An 18,935-nucleotide genomic window follows, 5' to 3' on the forward strand; every position below is an offset into this window, starting at 1 on the left:
TCCTCTGGACGGAGGGCAGAAGGACCTACCCCGGGGGCACCTGTTGATTTTAGAGTGAACGCACTAATATCTAGTGGGTGATGCTCGAACCCGTGGTCCGGTCGTATGGCGCCGCGATGCTGCGAGCGGTAGCGATCCGCCGGCACCGAGACGACGCCGCACGATGCTTGAAATCGGCTCGGTCCATCATGCGGTCGACGACCTACTGCAATCTCGTCACCACCGGGCCGGCAGGTCCGACAGCCCGATTGGTGCAGCCGTTCCCCGCCGACGACGAACTCGTCGTCCATCTCGGCACCGACCCGACGAGTCGCAAGGCACGGCAGATCAGGGCCGACGACAACGTGCTCCTGGTCTATCAGCGCGACCGCGACCGGGCCTGTGTCGTCGCCTACTGTCGGGCCCGGATTCAGGAGGACCCGGCAACGGCCCGTCGGTACTTCATGCCGAGCTGGCGTGCCTTCTGGCCGGACGGCCCCGGTGACGACTTCGTGGTCATCCGGTGCGAGCCGTACGCACTGGAGATCTGGGATGCACGGCGCGGGATCACACCGCCGCCCTTCGGTCGCCGCTGCGCCCGGCTCGAGTACCGCGACGACGGCGTGTGGGAACTCGACGATGTCTGAAGCCTTCGTCGACAAATTCATCGACTTCTGGACGGCGCCGTCGCCCGAACGACTCGGTGAGATCCTTCATCCCGACGTGGTGCTCACGCAACCGCTCGCCGCGCCCATGTACGGGTTGCCGGCAGCCGAGGAAGAGTTCCGCCGCATCTGGAAATGGCTGCCCGACCTACGGGCCGACGTCGACCGCTGGTCCGGCGACGACACCCTCGTGTTCATCGAATTCCGGTTGCACGCACACGTGGACCACCGGCGCATCGAATGGCCGAACGTCGACCGGTTCATCCTGCGCGGGGAGAAGGCGATCGCCCGCATGAACTACTTCGATCCGCTGGCGGTACTGCGCGACCTCCCGCTGCGCCCCGGCCTGTGGCGACGCTGGTGGAGTTCGGGTGCGGCACGACCGTGGCGGTCGGGCCATCGGATGGCCCACTACCGGCCCGACGCCGGCTCCTAGACCTGCCAACCCTCGGATTCGCGCCATCGGGTCCAGAGGTCGGCGAAGACGCCGCCACGGGCCAACAGCTCGTCCACCTTGCCCGAGTCGGCGATCCTGCCCTCGTCGAGCACGATCACCTGATCGGCCAGCGACACCAGCGCGGGGCGGTGCGTCACGATGACGACCGTCCGCTCGCCGCGCACCTGCTCGAGGGCGTCCACGACGGCACGCTCGGTGATCGCGTCGAGCGCCGACGTCGCCTCGTCGACGAGCAGGACGCCGGACGGCTTGGCGAGCGCGCGTGCGAGGCCCACTCGTTGCCGCTCCCCGCCGGACAGCGAATTGCCGCCCTCACCGACCCGGGAATCCCATCCCGACTCCAACGTCCCGACCAATTCCGTCAACTGTGACCGCTCGGCGAGTGCGACGAGCTTCCCGTCGTCGGCAGCCCCGATGTTCTCGCGCAGGGTGCCCGGCCGCAATTGCGTCGACTGGAACACGACCGACGAGCCCGCGAGGCGCGCACCGGCGGGCACGGCGTCGCCGCCGACCGAAACCCGACCCGACGTCGGCTCCCGCAGCCCGGCGAGCACGTCGAGCAGTGTCGACTTGCCCGATCCGGATGCGCCGACGACGACGGTGACCCCGCCGGCCGGGAGCACCGCGTCGACGCCCTCCAACGCGGGCGTGCCGTCCGGATAGGTGAATCCGACATCCTGCAGTCGGAGTTCGGGTGAACCGCCGACGGCGGCCTTCGACGAGTCGCCCTCCCCCGCTGCCGCCCGATCCTCCTCGACGATCTCGCGGATCTCACGGAAGGTGCGGGTCGCGGATGCGGTCGGCGTCGCCAGCAGCGACAGCGATCCGACGACCTCGACGATCCGCAGCAGCACCACGATCATCGTCGCCGCCGAGATGCCGGATAGCTCGCCGTTCAGATAGAGCGCACCGGTGGTGACACCGAAGGCCAAGAGCGTGAGCTGCAGGACGATGCTGAAGACCAGGTCGCCGGGGATCTGCCAGGCCAGCAGCCGCAAGCCGCGGCTGCGCGACTGCCGCAACACCCCGTCGACGGTCCCGGTGCCCACACCCGAGCCGCGCAGCGTCGGTTGGGCCCAGGCGAACTCGAACACCTTGTCGTTGAGGCCGCGGATCGCCTCGGAGTACGACGCCTCGGCCCGGCTCACGGCCCGCGCCGAGGCGGTGAGCGCGAGGAACATCGCCAGTGCGCCGACCAGCGCGACGAGCGCGAGTTTCCACGAGACGAAGAACAGCAGCAGGCCCAGAAGCGGTGTCAAGACGAGCGCGTGGATCAGCGGCGAGCCGAGCAGCACCATGACCGACACGGACTCGGTACCGCCCAACGCCACCAGGTCGCGCAGACGCGACGCCCGCTCGGAGTGCAGGCGGCCCGGATCCAGGCGCCGGATGGCGCCCAGACCGGACTTCTCGACCGCGTCGAGGATGTGGAATCCGACGCGCAGTCCGGTGCGGCTCGCGGCGCTGTCGGCCGCCCACGAGCCGATCAGTTCCAGGATCAGCAACCCCACCCACGGCCACGCCGACTTCACGTCACCGCTGAACAGCGCGTTGAGGAAGGGGATGAGCGTCATGATCGCCGCGGCCTGCAGCACGGTGGCCAGCACGGTCAGGGCGTAGAACCGCACGCGCAGGGGTCGTGCTTGCGGACCGGTCACGGCCGCGATATCGGAGAAGATCATGCCAGTGCCTCCATCGCCTGGTTCTGCATGCGCGCGTACAGCCCGTCGTTGGCCAACAGTTCGGTGCGGGTGCCCTGTTCGGCGATCTTCCCGTCGTCGAGGACGACGATGAGATCGGCCTCGGCGACCGTATGCAGTCGATGGGCGATCACCAAGACCGTGCGGCCCTCCAACAGCTTCGAGAGGCCCTGGCGGACCTCCCACTCGGAGTCCGGATCGGCGGCGGCGGTCGCCTCGTCGAGCACGACGAGGCGAGGGTCGCCGAGCAGCGCCCGGGCGATCGCGATCCGCTGGCGTTGTCCGCCGGACAGGCTGTCGCGGTCGACGACGGTGTCGTAGCCGTCGGGCAGCGCCTCGATCTCGGCGGCGATGAAGGCGGTCCGCGCCGCGGCGGCGATCTGTTCGCGGGTGGCCTGAGGGTGGCCGAGAGCGATGTTGTCCGCGACGGTGCCGGCGATCAACTGCACGTCCTGCAGTACGACGGCGATCTGGCCCCGCAACTCGTCCTCGCCGATCGTCTTGAGGTCGACGCCGTCCAGGGTGACACTCCCCTCCGCCGGGTCCCACAACCGTGCGGCCAGGGCGGCGACTGTCGACTTGCCCGATCCCGACGGCCCGACGATGGCGGTGGTCCCACCGGGGATGGGCGTCAGGTCGAAGTTTTCGACGACGTTGCGCCCGGGGGTGTAGCCGAAGGTGACGCCGTCGAAGCGCAGACTCGCGGCCTCGGCGCCCCGCGGTGCCGGTTCGGTGCCCGCGGCCAATTCCGGTGTCGTGAGCAGGAGTTCCAGTGCGGACTTCGCCAGCATCCCCTCGCGCAGGCCGTTGGCCGCGTAGGACACCGCCAGCAGGCGGTCGCCGAAGGAGGTGCCGAGAACCAGGAACGGCAGGATGGCCGTCGCCGGCATCCAGCCGATTCCGACGAGCGCGGTGCCCGCGGTCGCGATCAGGACGAGCGACGTCAACGGGCGGTTGAGTTGGATCATCGTCGCCTTGGTGTCGATGGTGATCCGCTGCCATTCCTTGAGGAAGGCGTTCAGCTTCGCCAATTCGCCGGGGAAGTCGACGGTCGCGCGGTCGCCGAAGACCCGGCTGACCGGCTGGTTGCCGATGTAGTTCTCCGCCTCACCGGGCAGTGTCGCATTCCAGCGCAGCATCTGGTTCAGCCGCGGCCGGTCCGACAGGCCGAGCCGCACCATGATCACGACGTAGGCGACGATCGGGATGAGCAGCACCAGGGCCAATGTCCAGTTCACCGAGAAGAGGTAGCCGAGGATCACCAGCGGCGTGACGACCGCGGTCACCAGGTCGACGATCGCGTGCGTGACCAGGTAGTGCAGCGCCGTGATGTCGTCCTGGGCGAGTTTGCGCACCTCGGCGTGGCGTCGGCCCTGGAACCAGCCCAGCGGCAGGCCGGTGAACTTCGTCATCACGCGCTGCCGCAGCGCGGCCGAGTAGAACTGGTCGTAGACGTGCAGCCCGGCCATGAGCAGGGCGGTGAGTGTGGCGCCGGCGACCAGGATGATCGCGCCGACGACACCGATCCGTACCAGCTCGTCTCGCGTCGCGCCCTCGACGAATCGTCTGGCGACCTCCGCGAACAGCACCAACGGGAGGACCGCCAGCGCCGCCAGGACCAGCGCGATGACGCCGCTGAGGATGAACGCGGGTTTCGCCGGGCGCAGGATCGATTGTTCCCGGGCCCGCTCCCGCGACGCCTTGAGCGCCTCCGTCTGCGTCTCCCGGACGGGTGCGGCAACGGCGGCCGCGGTCTCCTCGGTCCCCTCGTCGTCTACGCCGGTCAGGTCGACCTCTGCGGCGTCGACCTGTTTGCCCATCGCGCGGCCGCGGATCCAGTAGGCCTGGGCGTGCATCGTCGCCTTGTTGTGGCCGTCCTCCAGCTGCAGTCGCGATCGGACGAGTCGGGTGGCGGTGGTCTCCGCGGCGACGAAGGACTTCCATCCGCGGAAGGACTCGGTGCCCAGGGCGTCGACCAGCGCACGCGCGTCGTCGGTGCCGGGCACCCAGGTCACGGTCAGCTTCGGATGGTCTGGAAGGGGCAGGTCGCGATCGTCGTCATGGGTGTATTCGAGGTACACGCGGACCGGCACGGCGGGGTCGGCCGCCTTGATGATCGTGACGATCCCCGGCCACGAGGCGACGTCGCCGACGAGCAGGTAGCCGGCGGGTTGGTCGCCGGAGATGTCCCACCCGTCCCCGCCCAGGCGGTGCATGACGAGTTCGTCGCCGACCTGCGCCCGGGCCGCCCAGTGCGACGCCGGGCCCGCGGGTTCGTGGACGAGGAAGCAGATCGCGAAGGTCCCGGACGCGGGATCGGGGTCGAGGAAGGTGTATCCCCGCTGGTGCAGCTTGGTTCTGCCGTCCGGGTCCGGGAACCACGCGCGGATCCACGCCGACGGCAGCTCCCCGTCGGCATACAGCAGCGTGTCGCTGTGGAAATCGATCCGGATCACCGACGACGTGATGTTCCGGATCGCGGTCGCCGTCGCGGTGTGGTCCTTGGCGCCCATCGCGCGAAGGATCGCGCCCTGCCAGCCCATCCCCATATGAAGCCTCCCAAATTAGATGAGGCTTAGCTTAGCGACATACCCTCCGGGGGTGCCAGGGCTACAGGTCGCAGATCACAATCGAGACGTCGCGATCGCGGCGGCGTACGAGGTCTGCCTATGCCCGCGACGGAGGCAATGCGATGTATTTCGTGTTGAGGTACTCCTCGATCCCCTCGGTGCCGCCCTCGGAGCCGAACCCGGAGTGCTTGATCCCGCCGAACGGTGCCGCGGCGTCGGAGATGACCCCGCGGTTGACCCCGACCATCCCGGACTGGATGCGCGCCGCCACGCGCTGCGTGCGCGCCAGCGACTCGGTGTAGAAATACGACGCCAGGCCGTAGGGGGTGCCGTTCGCGAGTTCGATCGCCTCGTCCTCGGTGTCGAATCCGACGATCGCGGCCACCGGGCCGAAGATCTCCGCGTCGCGTATCTTCGCGTGCGCGGGGATGTCGTCGACGACCGTCGGCTGATAGAAGCAGCCGGGACCATCGATCCGCTTGCCGCCCGTCAACACCCGGGCGCCCGCCGCGACGGCGTCGTCGACGAGGGCCTCGATCGACGACAGCTGGCGCTCGTTGATGATGGCGCCGAGCCCGACGCCCTCCGCCCAGCCCGGTCCGACGCGGGTCGCGGCGATGCGCTCGGTCAACCGCCGGGTGAACTCGTCGCGCACCGAGTTCTGCACGTAGATCCGGTTGGCGGCGGTACAGGCCTCCCCGCCGTTGCGCATCTTGGCGGCCATCGCCCCGTCGAGCGCCGAGTCCAGGTCGGCGTCGTCGAAGACGATGAACGGAGCGTTGCCGCCCAACTCCATCGACGTGCGGAGCAGTTGCTCCGACGACTGCGCGACGAGTGCCTTGCCGACGCCAGTCGAGCCGGTGAACGACACTTTTCGCAACCGCGGGTCGCCCATGATCGCGGCGACGACCCCCTTGGAGTCCATCGTCGGCAGTACCGACAGCACACCGGCGGGCAGCCCGACGTCGGCGAAGACCTGCGCCAACAGCAGCATGGTCAGCGGCGTGTCCTCCGACGGCTTGACGATGATCGTGCACCCGGCGGCCAGTGCCGGCCCGATCTTGCGGGTGCCCATCGCCAGGGGGAAGTTCCACGGTGTGACCGCCAGGCACATCCCCACCGGCTCCTTGGTAACGAGGATCTCCCCGTTTCCCGCGGGCGCGGTTGCCGTGCGGCCGCCGATCCGAACGGCCTCCTCGCTGAACCACCGGAGGAATTCGGCGCCGTAGGCGACCTCGCCTCGGCTCTCGGCGAGGATCTTGCCCATCTCCAGTGTCATCACCAGGGCGAAGTCGTCGGCGCGCGCGGTGACGAGTTCGAAGGCCTTGCGCAGGATCTCCGCCCGCTGCCGGGGCGGTGTGGCCGCCCACTGCGGCGCAACGGCCGCCGCGGCGTCCATCGCCGCGCGCGCATCGTCGACGGTGGCGTCGGCGACCGTGGCCAGCCGCTTACCGGTGGCCGGGTTGACGACCTCGAATTCACCGGCGGCAGAACGGGATTCACCGGCAATCCACAGGCCGGTGGGCACGCCTGCGGGCAGCTCGGGGACGGAATCAGCGGACACGACGGTCACCTCTGTTCATCGGGTCGCCGCGCGAACGGCGTCGGCGAGGACGCCGATCCCCTCGTCCAGGAGGTCGTCGCCGATGACGAGCGGCGGCAGCAAACGGATCACGTTTCCATATGTACCGCACGTGAGGACGACGACGCCCTCGGCGAGGGCCGCCGAGGCGATCGCCTTGGTCAGTGCTGGGTCGGGATCGGTGGTGCCGGGTGTGACGATCTCGACGGCGATCATCGCCCCGCGGCCGCGGATGTCGCCGATGACGCCGACCTCGTCGGCCAGTGCGCGCAGCTTCGCCGTCGCGGCCGCGTTGATGGCCCGCGCGCGGCCGGCGAGGTCGGCGCGCGCCATCGTCTCGATGGCCGCCAGTGCCGCGGCGCAGGCGACCGGATTGCCCCCGTAGGTCCCGCCGAGGCCGCCGGCGTGCACCGCGTCGAGCAGTTCGGCCCGCCCGGTGACCGCGGCCAGCGGCATCCCGCCGGCGATCCCCTTGGCCATCGTGATCAGGTCGGGCACGATGCCCTCGTCGTCGCAGGCGAACCACGAGCCGGTGCGCGCGAACCCGGTCTGCACCTCGTCGGCGATGAACACGACGCCGTGCTCGCGCGCCCAGTCGACGAGGGTGGGCAGGAAGCCGGGTGCGGGCACGATGAACCCGCCCTCACCCTGGATCGGCTCGATGATCATCGCCGCGAGCTGATCGGCCCCGATCTGCGTCTCCATCTGGGCGATCGCCCGCCGCGCGGCGGCCACGCCGTCGTCCCCGAGCGGATCGCGGTACGGATAGGACATCGGCATGCGGTAGACCTCGGGTGCGAAGGGCCCGAAGCCGGTCTTGTACGGCATCGTCTTGGCGGTCAGCGCCATCGTCAGGTTCGTGCGCCCGTGATAGGCGTTGTCGAAGGCGACGACGGCTTCGCGGCCGGTGGCCAGTCGGGCCACTTTGATCGCGTTCTCCACCGCCTCGGCGCCCGAGTTGAAGAGCACCGTGCGCTTCTCGTGATCGCCCGGGGTCAACTCGTTGAGCTTCTCCGCGACCGCGACGTAGCCCTCGTACGGCGTGACCATGAAGCAGGTGTGCGTGAAGTGGGCCGCCTGCTCGGCGACGGCGGCGGCGACCCCAGGATCGCTGGCCCCGACGGTGGTGACGGCGATGCCGGCACCGAGGTCGATCAGCGAATTCCCGTCGACGTCGACGATCACTCCCCCGTCGGCGTCGACCGCGTAGACGGGGACCGACGACCCGACGCCGGCGGCCACGGCGGCCCGGCGCCGGGCGGCGAGTTCCTCCGACCGCGGCCCGGGGATGGCGGTGCGGAGGATGCGCCGCTGCGGCACCCGCGACGCGCTGGTGACGGTCGATGTCATGGGGACCTCCTAGGGCTCCGGCAGGGGTGGCGTGTCGCGGCTGAGGGTTTCGCCGCGGAAGAAGGCGGGGTGCGCCGATCGCCAGATGAGCATCAGGACCGCGCCCAGCAGCAGCAGGCCGAATCCCATGATGAAGACCAGTCCGATCCCGCCCACTGAGGTGCCGCTGCCGGAATCGGGGTTGAGACTCTCCTTCACCGAGATCACGAACACGGTGGCCAGGATGATCCCGCCGAGCAGCGGGAAGACCAGCTTGAAGACGATGTTGTGCACCGAGTCGAACAGTTCCCGGCGGAAGAACCAGACGCAGGCGAAGGCGGTGATCCCGTAGTACCAGCAGATCATGATGCCCAGCGCGGCGATGGTGTCCCACAGGGCGTGCTCGGAGAGCAGCTTCACCGCGACGTAGAAGACGCTGGTGACGATCGCCGAGACGACCGTCGCGAAGGTCGGGACCATGAACCGAGGATGGACCGTGGCGAGCTTGCGCGGGAACGCCCCGTAGGCGCCCATCGCCAGCATGGTGCGGGCCGCCGGGAGGAATGTGGTCTGCAGACTCGCGACCGAGGACGCGAAGATCGCCAGGAACAGCATCAACCCGCCGAAGCTGCCGAGCACCGGATTGGCCAGCGGCTTGAACACGTTCTCCGAGTTCGCCGTCGCCCCCAGGCCGATCCCCTTGTCGCCGACCCCGGCGTACATCATCACCGCGACCGCGACCAGCAGGTAGGTCAGCAGGATCGTGATGACGGCGAGGAGTCCCGCCCGGCCGGGCGTCTTCTCCGGGTCCTTGGATTCCTCGCCCAGGGTGAGGCAGGTATCCCATCCCCAGAACGCGAAGATCGAGCCGGTCACGCCGACGATGAATGCTCCCAGGGCGAGCCCGCTGAACGGGTTGAACCAGCTCAGCGAGAAGGCGACGTGGAACTGCGAGCTCGACGCCCGCACGATGGCCATGACCGCGAAGACCACGAGGACGACCATCTGGAATCCGACGAGGGCGTACTGCACGACCTGGCTGGTGGTGATGCCCCGACCGGCTATCCAGGCCGCGACGGCGATGAACGCGAGTGTCGTCGCGATGTTGATCAGCTTGTTCCCGGACAGGTCGGCTATGTGGTCGTTGTGGAAGACCTGCGCGAGGAAGAGGTAGAAGAAGTCGACGGCGATCGCGGCGAGGTTGGAGAGCACGATAATGGTGGCGAGGACCATCCCCCAGCCGCACATCCACCCGACGTACGGTCCGAAGGCCTTGGTCGACCAGGTGAACGAGGCACCGCAGTCGGGCGCCCGCGAGTTGAGTTCGCGGTAGGCGTAGGCGGTGAGGAACATCGGGATGAACCCGGCGATGAAGATGGCGGGCATCTTCAACCCGACGGCCGCGACGATTACGCCGATACTGGCGGTCAGCGTGTACCCGGGGGCCACGCAGGACACGCCGAGGACCGCGCCGGCGAAGGTGCCGACCTTGCCCGTGGCGAGTCCCTTGTCGAGGAGGTCGGAGCCCTGGTGGGTCGTGACGACGGTCGGGGTGGGGTCGGGAGCGCTCATCACGCGTCCTCCTTCGGGACGATGACCATCGGGACGTCGAGGACCCGCAGCATCTTCGCCGCGGTGGAGCCGAGGAATAGGCGGCGGCGGGCCGCGAGGCGGCTCGAACCGACCATGATGAGGTCGCCGTCATGCCAGTCGAGCTTGTTGACCGCGTCTTCGACGGTCGGGCCGGTGACGATCTCCCAGCGCACCTCGGTGCCCGCGGGCAGCCTGGTCCGCGCGCTCTGGAACGCCTCTTGGGCGTGGTTGGTCGCGGCGGCGATCACCTCCTCGTCGGGGCGCCGCCCCCGCGCGGTGCGGTCGAGTGCGATCAGCGACACGACCCGCAACCGGGCGCCGGTCGCCTTCGCCGCGCGGATCGCGGTGTCGAACAGCAGGTCCGCCCCCGGCTTCATCCCCAGCGCGCAGGTGATCTCGCGGACCTTGGCGATCTTGGACCGGCGCGCACCCCGCGGTGACAACACGAGTGGAAGCGGCGACGAGTGCACCAATTCGTTGACCGTGGAACCCAGCGTGTGGCCGCCGATCAACCCGCCGCCGGAACCGCCGACGATGATCGCCGACGCGCCGACCTGCTGCGCCTGCGCGATGATCCCCTCGGCGGCGGAGTCGGAGAAGGAGATGTGCGACGCGACCTCCACGTCGTCGGGGACGAGGTCGCGCGCCTGCGCCAACCATTCGTCGGCCTGTTCGGCCAGCACCGCGTCGAAATCGCCCGAGTGCAGCGCGGCCTGCTCATCGGGCGGCAGGATCATCCCGATGTCGAGCGCCGCCGAGAGCGAGTGCGCGAGGCGCACGCCGATCGCGACGGCGTCGGCACCGCCGTCGGTGGCCAGATAAGCGACATAGAGCCTCATCGTCGACACCTCTCAGTGCTCGCAGCCGCAACTCGAGCCGCCGCAGTGCGACGACTTCGACGGTGACGGCTCCACGTCGAGCGACGGGTTGCGCTCGAAGAATCCGAACGGTTTGAGCCAGAAGCTCACGGTGTCCGCTGGCATGATCGGCCAGTCCTCGGGCCGCGTGATGTGGTGGATGCCGAAGGTGTACCAGAGCACCACGTCGGTGTTCTCGATGCTGCGGTTGCGCTTGGTCCATTCCGGCAGCCCCATCCCGGTGCCGCCCTGGTTGACGAATTCGCCCGCCGGCCACCGTTCGTCTCGCGCGTTGGGCGTCACCCACAGGGAGTGCTTGATGACCTCCGCGCGGCCGAGCACCGGCGAGTCCTCGTTGAACATCGACGGGAAGGCCCCCGACGGGGAGAGCTTGTAGGCCGGGTGCAGGCCGATCCCCGTCGTCACGTTGTCGTTGGCGATCTTCCACGACCGCTGCGTCGCGAAATCAGGGTTCTGTTTGCCCTCGGATTCGGTGCGCAGCGGGGTGTTCTCCTGCCGCAGCGAGAGGCCGAACGGGTTGTCCGGGCCGATCGGCTCCGGCTTCGTCTCACTGCGATAGACCGTGTTGGCGGTGCCGTCGATGTCGAGGTCGAGCCGCGCGGTGAGGAAGTGCTGGTGATAGGGCGCGTAGGTCAGGTTGTCGACGATCGTGCCGTGTGCCGGCTGCTCGCCGGGCGCGAAATGGGTGACGACCATGATGCCGGTCGCGCGGACCTCGCATTCGATGTTGCCGTCCTGGTAGAAGCGCCAATACGTGAGGTACTCGTAGTTGGCGACGGTGACGTGGAAGGAGACGGTGAGTCGTCGCATGCGGCGGACCTGCGCGTCGCCGTTGCCGTCGACGTGCTTCCAGAGGACGGCGTTGTCCTCCTCGTGGATGCAGATGGCGTTCTTGATCGTGTACGGCTTCCCGGCGCTGTCGTGCAGCACAGCGTCGAGGTAGCGGATCTCGCCGAGACAGTCGCAGCCGAGCTCCAGGGAGGTCGTCATGAAGCCGAGGCCCCATTCGCCGATGTCGAAGGCGGTGCGGCGGAAGTGATCCGGGCAGTGGTCGCGGTAGGGCACCATCATCTCGGCGAACGACAGCCGGTGCGCAATCTTGCGGACCTTCCCGTTGTCGTTGTAGGTGATCGCGTGCAGCGTCATGCCCTCGCGGTGGTTGAACCCGACGCGCAGCGACCAGTTCTGCCACTGGAGGCGGTTACCGGTGAGCGTGAACGACGGTCCCTCCGGCTGTGTGATGTCCAGCGGCTTGAGCGGTTCCCGCGTCGACGCCTTGCGGATCCGTTCCGGGATGTGACTGGGCAGGTACTCCCCCATGATCTCCGGCGTCGGCACCGTGGCCGTCTCGTCGATCTCGAGGAGCTCCATCGAGTTCAGGTCGAGCAGACAGTGGAATCCCTTGACCGGGCCGGCATACGGATTGGCACCCTCGGAGGCCCGCACCCAGGTGTCCGACCAGCCGACACGCCGATCCCGGTACTGCTCCGGGATCACGGCCTCGCCGAAGGTCCAGGTGTCCATGAACACCAGGTCGAGATCGGTGATCCCGCGGGCGGCGAGCGCGGCGATGACGTCGGGATGGTTGCGCAGCATCTCGTCGGCCTCATGCCACTCGTCGACCGTGACGTTGGGCTGCACCCCGGCGATGTGTGTCCAGTCCCGGACCTCGCCGTCGTCGAGGGACACCAGCGCTTTGTAGGTCGAGTTGGTGGCCCGCTCGACCACGACGGCCTCGGCGTCGCGCGGGCACGCGGTCCCCTTGGCGTCGAAGGCGTCGAGCTGGTCCTTGGACGGTTCGACCATCTCCATCGACGTGTATCGCCACCCCTCGCCGACGCCGTGGCCGGCGGCGAGGATCTCGGTGATGCGGGTGAACTCGTCGGCGGTCAGCGGGTCGAGCGGATGGAAGGTGTCGGACATGGGCGGTGCTCCTTCTCGTCGGTGGGTGCGGGGCGGTGGAGCAGGGTCAGTCGTGGGCGCTCATCACATGCTTGATGCGCGTGTAGTCCTCCAGGCCGTAGATCGACAGGTCCTTGCCGTATCCGGAGTGTTTGAACCCGCCGTGCGGCATCTCCGCGACCAGCGGGATGTGACAGTTCACCCACACGCAGCCGGCGTCGATGCGGGCGGTGGTCCGGGTGACGGTCCCGTGGTCGGTGGTCCACACGCTGGACGCGAGGCCGTAGTCGACGCCGTTGGCCAGCTCGACGGCCTCGTCCTCGGTGCGGAAGGGCTGGACGGTGATGATCGGCCCGAAGGTTTCCTCCTGGACGATCGGATCGTCCTGCGCGACACCGGTGACCACCGTCGGCTCGACGTAGAAGCCGCGGTCGCCGACCCGTTTGCCGCCGGTAGCGATGGTGGCGTGCGCGGGTACCGCGTCGATCTTGGCCATGACCGCGGTGAAGTGGTTGACGTTGTTCAGCGCGCCGAAGAACGCGTCCTCGTCGTCCGGGGCGCCGGGCCGGAGCTTGCGCGCCTGCGCGACCAGGGCGGTGACGAATTCGTCGTGGACCGACTCGTGGACCAGCGCGCGGGTGGCCGCGGTGCAGTCCTGGCCGCCGTTGAAGAAGGCGGCCTGGGCGATGCCCTCGGCGGCCTTCGCGATGTCGGCGTCGGCGAAGACGACGGCCGGCGCCTTGCCGCCGAGCTCGAGATGCGCCCGCCGCACGTCTCGGGCCGCGGCCTGGGCGACGGCGATCCCGGCGCGCACCGATCCGGTGATCGCGACGAGGCCGAGGGCTGGGTTCTCGACGAGGGTGGCGCCGGTCGCGCCATTGCCCAGCACGACGTTGAACACCCCGTCGGGCAGAATGCCCCGGGTGATGTCGGCGAGGACCAGCGTGCTCTCCGGCGTCGTGTCGCTGGGTTTGAGGACGATTGTGTTCCCGGCGGCCAACGCGGGTGCGATCTTCCAGACGGCCATCATGAACGGGTAGTTCCACGGGGTGACCTGACCGACGACGCCGATCGGTTCGCGGCGCACGTAGCTGGTGAAACCCTCCATGTACTCCCCCGCGGCGCGCCCTTCGAGAAGGCGGGCGGCCCCCGCGAAGAACCGGATCTGGTCGGCGCCGACGAGTACCTCTTCGGACTTGACCATCGCCGCGAGCTGACCGGTGTTCCGGACCTGCGCGGCCACCAACTCGTCGGCACGCGCCTCGATCGCGTCGGCGAGGTCGAGCAGCATCTTCTGCCGCTGGCCCGGTGTCGTGCGGCCCCACGTCGTCGCCGCGCGTTGGGCGACGATCACGGCGCCGGCCACCTCGTCGGCCGTCGAATTGGGTGAGACCGCGACGACGGATTCGTCGGCCGGGTTGACGACGTCGAAGGTGTCGGCGGAGGCGGAGTCGACGAACTCGCCGTCGATGAAGTTCTTGAGCCTGGTGGTCACGATCAGAGCCTCTCGTCGGGTGCGGCACAGCGGTGGTGTCGGATGTACTGGCTTGATCTGTACTGTGTTCCACATCACAGGGCGGCGCATCTGCCAATTTGTCTATCCAGATGCCGAATTAATGGACAGAATGGCGGGTATGGCTGTGACTCTGCGCTGGCTCGTGGGCCGTCGGCATCTCGGTCTCACCGTCGTGGCCGGTGCCGACCGCCTCGACCGCGAGATCGGCTACGTCATCACCACCGAACTCGCCGACCCCACGCCGTGGCTCGGCGGCGGCGAGATGGTGCTTGTCACCGGGCTCGGCCTGCCCCAATCCGACGACGATCTCGACGCCTACGTCGCCCGGTTGGTCGACCGCGACGTGGTGGGGATCGGATTCGGTGTGGGGGTCAGCACCGACACCATTCCCCGCGGGCTGGTGCGCGCCGCACGCAATCGCGGTCTGCCGCTGATCGCGGTACCCCTGCCGACCCCCTTCCTCGCCGTCGCCAAGGCGGTCTCCCAGCGCGCCGAGACGCTGCGCGACCGGGCCCAGGAGGCGACCGCGCGCGCACAACCGCGGCTGACCCGGGCCGCTGCCGTCGGCGGTCGATCCGCGTTGCTCACCGAATTGGCCAAGGCGTGCGACGGGACCGCGATCCTCCTCGACCCACACGGCCGGACCGTCGACAGCCGCCCGGCGCTCCCCGGACCCGACGTCCTGGGGGCGGTGGGCGAACTCGCCCGCCGGGTCTCGTTCGGCCTCGCGGCCGGAACGACGAGCACGGGTCCGGCGGTGGTGCACACCATCCGGGTCGGCGAGCGCACCCACGGGTACCTGGCGCTGGTCTCCCCGCACGAACCCCGCCCCACCGACCACGTCCTCATCGGTCACGCCAACTCGCTGCTGGCACTCGACTTCGAGAAGCCCAGACGGGTCGACGAGAGTGCCACGCGCGTGAACGGCACCGCGTTGGGGTTGGCCCTCGGCGACGCCGCCGATGTCGACGGCATCCACCGCGTGCTGGCGCCCGCCGCCGATCACAGCGGCCGGATTCGGGTGCTCGTCATCCTGACCGAACCCGAGGGCGCCCCGGCGCTCGCCGGACATGTGGAACAAGCGCTGCGCAGCGCCTCGCGCCCGCCGTTCGTCACCGTCCGCCCGGATGGATCGGTGGTCGTACTGCTGCGGGCCGACGACGATCCGACGACCACCGCCGTCCTGCTGGGCGGACTGCCCGTCGGGGTGCGGCGCCGACTGCGCGTCGGCCTGAGCACCCCCGCCGTCCCGGCCGATGTCGCGGCGGCTGCGGCCGTGGCACGGACCGCGGCCGAGGCCGCGCGCCCGGGTGCGGCGCCGACCGACGCCGCCAAGCTAGCCGGACACTCGCTGCTCAGCATGCCCGCGACGGCGGACGCCCTGACCCAACTGGGCACGGTCTACGTCACCCCCCTCGTGGCACACGACGCGGCGCACGGAACCGATCTGGTGGCCTCGTTGCGGGCCTACCTGGAAGGACACGGCCAATGGGAGACGGCCGCCGCCATGATCGGCGTCCACCGCCACACCCTGCGCGCCCGGATCGACCGAATCCGCGAGCTACTGGACGTGGACCTGGACTCCGCTCGGGTGCGCGCCGAACTGCTGTTGGCCGTGCTGGCCCATCGCGGCGGGACTAGCGGCGCAACGAGTCGACGTGCGTCGGGGCCGTCTCCAACCACACCGCTTTGACCTGGGTGAACTCGAGCACGGCGTCGTAGCCGTTCTCCCGTCCGACACCGCTGTCCTTGTAACCGCCGAAGGGAACCTGCGGGCCCAACCCCCGATAGTTGTTCACGTACACCGAGCCGGCCTGCAGGCCGGCGGCCATGCGGTGCGCCCGGGAGACGTCGGTGGTCCACACCCCGGAGGCGAGTCCGAAGGCGGTGTCGTTGGCGATGGCCAGGGCCTGCTCCTCGTCGTCGAACGGGATGACCGCCATGACCGGGCCGAACACCTCCTCGCGCGCCAGCTCGGAGTCGTTGTCGACGTCGGCGAAGATCGTCGGCAGGAAGAACAGGCCCTCGCGGTCGGCGCGCCTCCCACCCGAGACCAGGCGGGCATCAGACTTGTGCGCGTTGCCGACGAGGTACTCGACGCGTTCCATCTGCGCGGCGTTGGCGACCGGTCCGATTTCGGCCTCGGGTTCGTCGGCCGAACCGACGACCATCTCGTCGACGCGCCTGCGCAACCGCTCGACGACCTCGTCGTAGACGCCGCGTTGGACCAGCACGCGGGAACCGCCGATGCAGCTCTGCCCGGTGAGCGTGAGGATCCCGGCGAGGACGCCGACGATCGCCGCGTCGAGGTCGGCGTCGTCGAAGACGATGTTGGGCGACTTGCCGCCGAGTTCGAGCGTGACGCCCTTGAGGTGCTGGGCGGCCAGCGCCCCAACGCGACGGCCGCCGCCGACGCTGCCGGTGAAGGTCACGTGCGCGACACCGGGATGCGCGACGAGCGCCGCGCCGGTGCCGGGTCCGTCACCGGTCACCACGTTGACGACGCCGGGCGGGAACCCCGCGTCGTCGCACAGCTTCGCGAACGCGAGCGTGGATGCCGACGACAATTCGCTCGGCTTCACGACCACGGTGTTTCCGGCCGCGAGCGCCGGCGCCAACTTCAGTCCGGCCAGGAGCAGCGGAGCATTCCACGCCGTGATCGCCCCGATCACCCCGAGCGGTTCGCGCAGCGTGTAGGTGAACATCGTCGAGCTCTCGGTCGGGATCGTCTGACCGGTGATCTTGTCGGTGTAGCCGGCGAAGAACCGGTACCACCGCGCGATGTTGCGGACCTGTCCCACCGCCTGGTGCGGCAGCCGTCCCGAATCGGAGGTGTCCAGAGCGGCCAGCTCTTCGGCGTTCTCGATGATGAGCCGGGCGAGTGAGAGCAGGCACTCCGAGCGCAGCACGTGCTCGTGGCGCCACACCTGTCCCGCCTCGGCGGCGGCGGCGGCCGCCGCGTCGACGTCGGCCGCGGTGGCATTCGGGGTCGTGTAGACGGTCTTGCCGGTCACCGGGTTGTGGACGTCGAGCCGTTCCGCGCCCTGCGAGGGGACCCAGTTGCCCCCGATCCACAGGTCGTAGGCCGTTGGTCGACTCATGGCTGGACCTGCCTCTCCTACGTCGATTCCGGTACGAAGACGGGGATCTTCTGCTCGCCGCGCGTCACGATGACGGCCCGCACGCGCAGGCCGATCGCCACCTCGTCGGCCGGTGCATCGATCTGCGAGAACAGGTAGTAGCCCTCGTCCATGGCGATGAATCCGACCGTGTACGGCGCGATCGACTGCCAGGTCGGCGTCGGGCCGCGCATCACCGTCGAATGCGACCAGACCTCGCCGGTTCCGGCGGCCGGCACCCAGTCCAGTTCGCGGGCCGAGCACCGGGTGCAGAATCCGTGGGCCGGCCAGACGTTGGCGCCGCAGGAACGGCAGCGTTGGAACAGGATCTTTCCCTCGGCCAATCCCGCCCAGTAGGGTTCGGCGTCCATCAGCGGATAGGGCTGCGGCCAGTCCTGCGTCAGTTCAGTGCTCATCGTCGAAAGTCCTTCCACTACGCGGCATTGGTCAGGAGTAGGACGGCGGCCGCGGCGAGCATCCCGCCGGCGCCCTGCACCAGCGCGACTTCCGGTGCCGTCGCGGGGGCCGCGCCCAGCGCGGTGCCGCGCAGTTGCCGAACGGTCTCGACGATGGTGTCCATGTTGCAGGAGATTCCCGGCTGTCCGAAGGAGAGCCAGCCCCCGTTGGTGTCGGTCGGCAGGTCGCCGTCGGCCAACGTGCGCCCCTCCTTGTAGAGCTCGACGCCGCGGCCCTTCGCGGCGAAACCGAGGTCCTCCAGGATGATCGGTCCCATATGGGCGAAGTTGACCGAAAGTTCCCGGATGTCGACGTCGGCCGGGGTGAGCCCGGACATGGCGTAGGCCTGCCGGGCCGCCTCGACGGTCGCGGTATAGCTCAGATTGGGTGTCTGCCCCATGTCGGCGAACCGCAGATTCGTCATGTTCACCCGGTCGGTGAGGTATTCGTGGGTCGTGGCCGTTCCGTATCCCTGCAGGTAGACGGCGTCCTGACCGGGCTTGACGTTGTCCGGCGAGGTCAGCACCACCGCACCTCCGGTGCCCCCGCCCCACCGCGAACACATCCACAGCCGCAGCGGGCTCGCGATATAGGGCGACGACAGGACCTTCTCGACGTCGATCTCGCCGTAGCGCCCTTTGACGGCGCGCGGATGATGCGCTCCCCACGACTGGTTGGCCACCGCGACGTGCGCGAGGTCTTCCTCGGTCACGCCGAACTCGTGCATGTACCGATGGGCGGCCTGGCCGTACAGGGACGGGATCGTCGGGCCGTAGGGCACCTCGTACTGCGGATCGGCGTCGGCCTCCGAACCCATGGCGACCGCGTCGACGAAGAGTTCGGTCGCGTCGGATTGCAGGCAGACCACATACTTGGCGCGACCCGCCCGGATCATCTCCGACGCGACGCCCAGCGACCCGGTCAGGCCGGCGCCGTGCAGCGTCATCTCGCTGGTGAAGGTCAGCGGCATCTGCATATACGAGATGAAGATGTTGCTCCACTGCGAGCGCTTGTCCGCCCACGGCGAGCGCCCGGTGAGCAGGACGTCGACCTCGGATTTGTCGATCCCGGCATCGGCGACCGCCGCGGTCAGCGCTTCGGCGGCCAACTGCAGCGGGTCTTTGCGGTTCTCCTTGTCGGCGTAGGAATCGCCGAGCCCGACGATGGCCGCTACCGGCTTCCCCATCTG

The 18,935-nt window shown here is 69.1% G+C and carries 14 protein-coding genes; 3 read left to right on the forward strand and 11 right to left on the reverse strand.

The annotated features are described in order from the left end of the window. Window positions 1-188: 188 nt before the first annotated feature. Both HUN08_RS09060 and HUN08_RS09065 read left to right on the forward strand, forming a co-directional pair. On the forward strand, window positions 189-626 hold the full coding sequence (locus tag HUN08_RS09060; RefSeq protein ID WP_165353438.1) for a pyridoxamine 5'-phosphate oxidase family protein: 438 nt from the start codon (window positions 189-191) through the stop codon (window positions 624-626). Next, window positions 619-1,080, forward strand: coding sequence for a nuclear transport factor 2 family protein (locus HUN08_RS09065; protein ID WP_165353439.1), 462 nt, complete (start codon window positions 619-621; stop codon window positions 1,078-1,080). The genes HUN08_RS09060 and HUN08_RS09065 overlap by 8 nt, the downstream gene beginning before the upstream one ends. Here HUN08_RS09065 and HUN08_RS09070 read toward each other — a convergent pair. The 8 genes from HUN08_RS09070 to HUN08_RS09105 form a co-directional block, all read right to left on the reverse strand. Next, window positions 1,077-2,783, reverse strand: a complete 1,707-nt coding sequence (locus HUN08_RS09070; protein ID WP_124246398.1) for an ABC transporter ATP-binding protein — start codon at window positions 2,781-2,783, stop codon at window positions 1,077-1,079. The two genes, HUN08_RS09065 and HUN08_RS09070, sit on opposite strands and share 4 nt — an antisense overlap. Beyond that, entirely contained in the window at window positions 2,780-5,314 is a 2,535-nt protein-coding gene (locus HUN08_RS09075) for an ABC transporter ATP-binding protein/permease (protein WP_301546956.1), read from the reverse strand. Before HUN08_RS09075 ends, HUN08_RS09070 begins: the two co-directional genes overlap by 4 nt. A 154-nt stretch (window positions 5,315-5,468) precedes the next feature. Further along, window positions 5,469-6,911 carry an NAD-dependent succinate-semialdehyde dehydrogenase gene (locus HUN08_RS09080; protein ID WP_301546983.1) on the reverse strand — a complete coding sequence of 481 codons (1,443 nt, stop codon included), beginning with the start codon at window positions 6,909-6,911 and terminating at the stop codon, window positions 5,469-5,471. A 39-nt stretch (window positions 6,912-6,950) separates the two neighbouring features. Continuing rightward, on the reverse strand, window positions 6,951-8,303 hold the full coding sequence (gene gabT / locus HUN08_RS09085) for a 4-aminobutyrate--2-oxoglutarate transaminase (RefSeq protein ID WP_124246401.1): 1,353 nt from the start codon (window positions 8,301-8,303) through the stop codon (window positions 6,951-6,953). 9 nt (window positions 8,304-8,312) lie between these two features. Next, window positions 8,313-9,854 (reverse strand): APC family permease, encoded by a 1,542-nt coding sequence (locus HUN08_RS09090; RefSeq protein WP_124246402.1) that lies wholly within the window; start codon window positions 9,852-9,854, stop codon window positions 8,313-8,315. After that, window positions 9,854-10,714, reverse strand: coding sequence for a universal stress protein (locus HUN08_RS09095; protein WP_124246403.1), 861 nt, complete (start codon window positions 10,712-10,714; stop codon window positions 9,854-9,856). Before HUN08_RS09095 ends, HUN08_RS09090 begins: the two co-directional genes overlap by 1 nt. A 12-nt stretch (window positions 10,715-10,726) precedes the next feature. After that, window positions 10,727-12,676, reverse strand: a complete 1,950-nt coding sequence (locus HUN08_RS09100) for a primary-amine oxidase (RefSeq protein ID WP_124246404.1) — start codon at window positions 12,674-12,676, stop codon at window positions 10,727-10,729. A gap of 46 nt (window positions 12,677-12,722) precedes the next feature. Next, complete coding sequence (locus HUN08_RS09105) at window positions 12,723-14,153, reverse strand: gamma-aminobutyraldehyde dehydrogenase (protein ID WP_174900982.1); 1,431 nt, start codon at window positions 14,151-14,153, stop codon at window positions 12,723-12,725. A gap of 136 nt (window positions 14,154-14,289) precedes the next feature. On the opposite strand from HUN08_RS09105, the gene HUN08_RS09110 reads away from it, so the two are divergent. Beyond that, window positions 14,290-15,864 carry a PucR family transcriptional regulator gene (locus HUN08_RS09110; protein WP_165353440.1) on the forward strand — a complete coding sequence of 525 codons (1,575 nt, stop codon included), beginning with the start codon at window positions 14,290-14,292 and terminating at the stop codon, window positions 15,862-15,864. Here the strand turns inward: HUN08_RS09110 and HUN08_RS09115 are convergent. Genes HUN08_RS09115 through HUN08_RS09125 form a run of 3 tightly spaced genes read right to left on the reverse strand, consistent with a single transcriptional unit; the run spans window position 15,809 to window position 18,932 of the window. Beyond that, entirely contained in the window at window positions 15,809-17,272 is a 1,464-nt protein-coding gene (locus tag HUN08_RS09115; RefSeq protein WP_124246407.1) for an aldehyde dehydrogenase family protein, read from the reverse strand. The two genes, HUN08_RS09110 and HUN08_RS09115, sit on opposite strands and share 56 nt — an antisense overlap. Window positions 17,273-17,289: 17 nt before the next feature. Next, window positions 17,290-17,706 carry a Zn-ribbon domain-containing OB-fold protein gene (locus HUN08_RS09120; RefSeq protein WP_124246408.1) on the reverse strand — a complete coding sequence of 139 codons (417 nt, stop codon included), beginning with the start codon at window positions 17,704-17,706 and terminating at the stop codon, window positions 17,290-17,292. 17 nt (window positions 17,707-17,723) lie between these two features. Next, window positions 17,724-18,932 carry a thiolase family protein gene (locus HUN08_RS09125; protein WP_124246409.1) on the reverse strand — a complete coding sequence of 403 codons (1,209 nt, stop codon included), beginning with the start codon at window positions 18,930-18,932 and terminating at the stop codon, window positions 17,724-17,726. Window positions 18,933-18,935 lie beyond the last annotated feature (3 nt).

This window comes from Gordonia sp. X0973 (assembly GCF_013348785.1).
Taxonomy (GTDB): Bacteria; Actinomycetota; Actinomycetes; order Mycobacteriales; family Mycobacteriaceae; genus Gordonia.

Excerpts from the sequence above, each read along its gene's own strand:
- HUN08_RS09060 (WP_165353438.1), top strand. The coding sequence starts at position 189 with ATGCGGTCGACGACCTACTGCAATCTCGTCACCACCGGGCCGGCAGGT.
- HUN08_RS09065 (WP_165353439.1), top strand. The coding sequence starts at position 619 with ATGTCTGAAGCCTTCGTCGACAAATTCATCGACTTCTGGACGGCGCCG.
- HUN08_RS09070 (WP_124246398.1), bottom strand. The coding sequence starts at position 2,783 with ATGATCTTCTCCGATATCGCGGCCGTGACCGGTCCGCAAGCACGACCC.
- HUN08_RS09075 (WP_301546956.1), bottom strand. The coding sequence starts at position 5,314 with ATGGGCGCCAAGGACCACACCGCGACGGCGACCGCGATCCGGAACATC.
- gabT (WP_124246401.1), bottom strand. The coding sequence starts at position 8,303 with ATGACATCGACCGTCACCAGCGCGTCGCGGGTGCCGCAGCGGCGCATC.
- HUN08_RS09090 (WP_124246402.1), bottom strand. The coding sequence starts at position 9,854 with ATGAGCGCTCCCGACCCCACCCCGACCGTCGTCACGACCCACCAGGGC.
- HUN08_RS09095 (WP_124246403.1), bottom strand. The coding sequence starts at position 10,714 with ATGAGGCTCTATGTCGCTTATCTGGCCACCGACGGCGGTGCCGACGCC.
- HUN08_RS09100 (WP_124246404.1), bottom strand. The coding sequence starts at position 12,676 with ATGTCCGACACCTTCCATCCGCTCGACCCGCTGACCGCCGACGAGTTC.
- HUN08_RS09110 (WP_165353440.1), top strand. The coding sequence starts at position 14,290 with ATGGCTGTGACTCTGCGCTGGCTCGTGGGCCGTCGGCATCTCGGTCTC.
- HUN08_RS09115 (WP_124246407.1), bottom strand. The coding sequence starts at position 17,272 with ATGAGTCGACCAACGGCCTACGACCTGTGGATCGGGGGCAACTGGGTC.
- HUN08_RS09120 (WP_124246408.1), bottom strand. The coding sequence starts at position 17,706 with ATGAGCACTGAACTGACGCAGGACTGGCCGCAGCCCTATCCGCTGATG.
- HUN08_RS09125 (WP_124246409.1), bottom strand. The coding sequence starts at position 18,932 with ATGGGGAAGCCGGTAGCGGCCATCGTCGGGCTCGGCGATTCCTACGCC.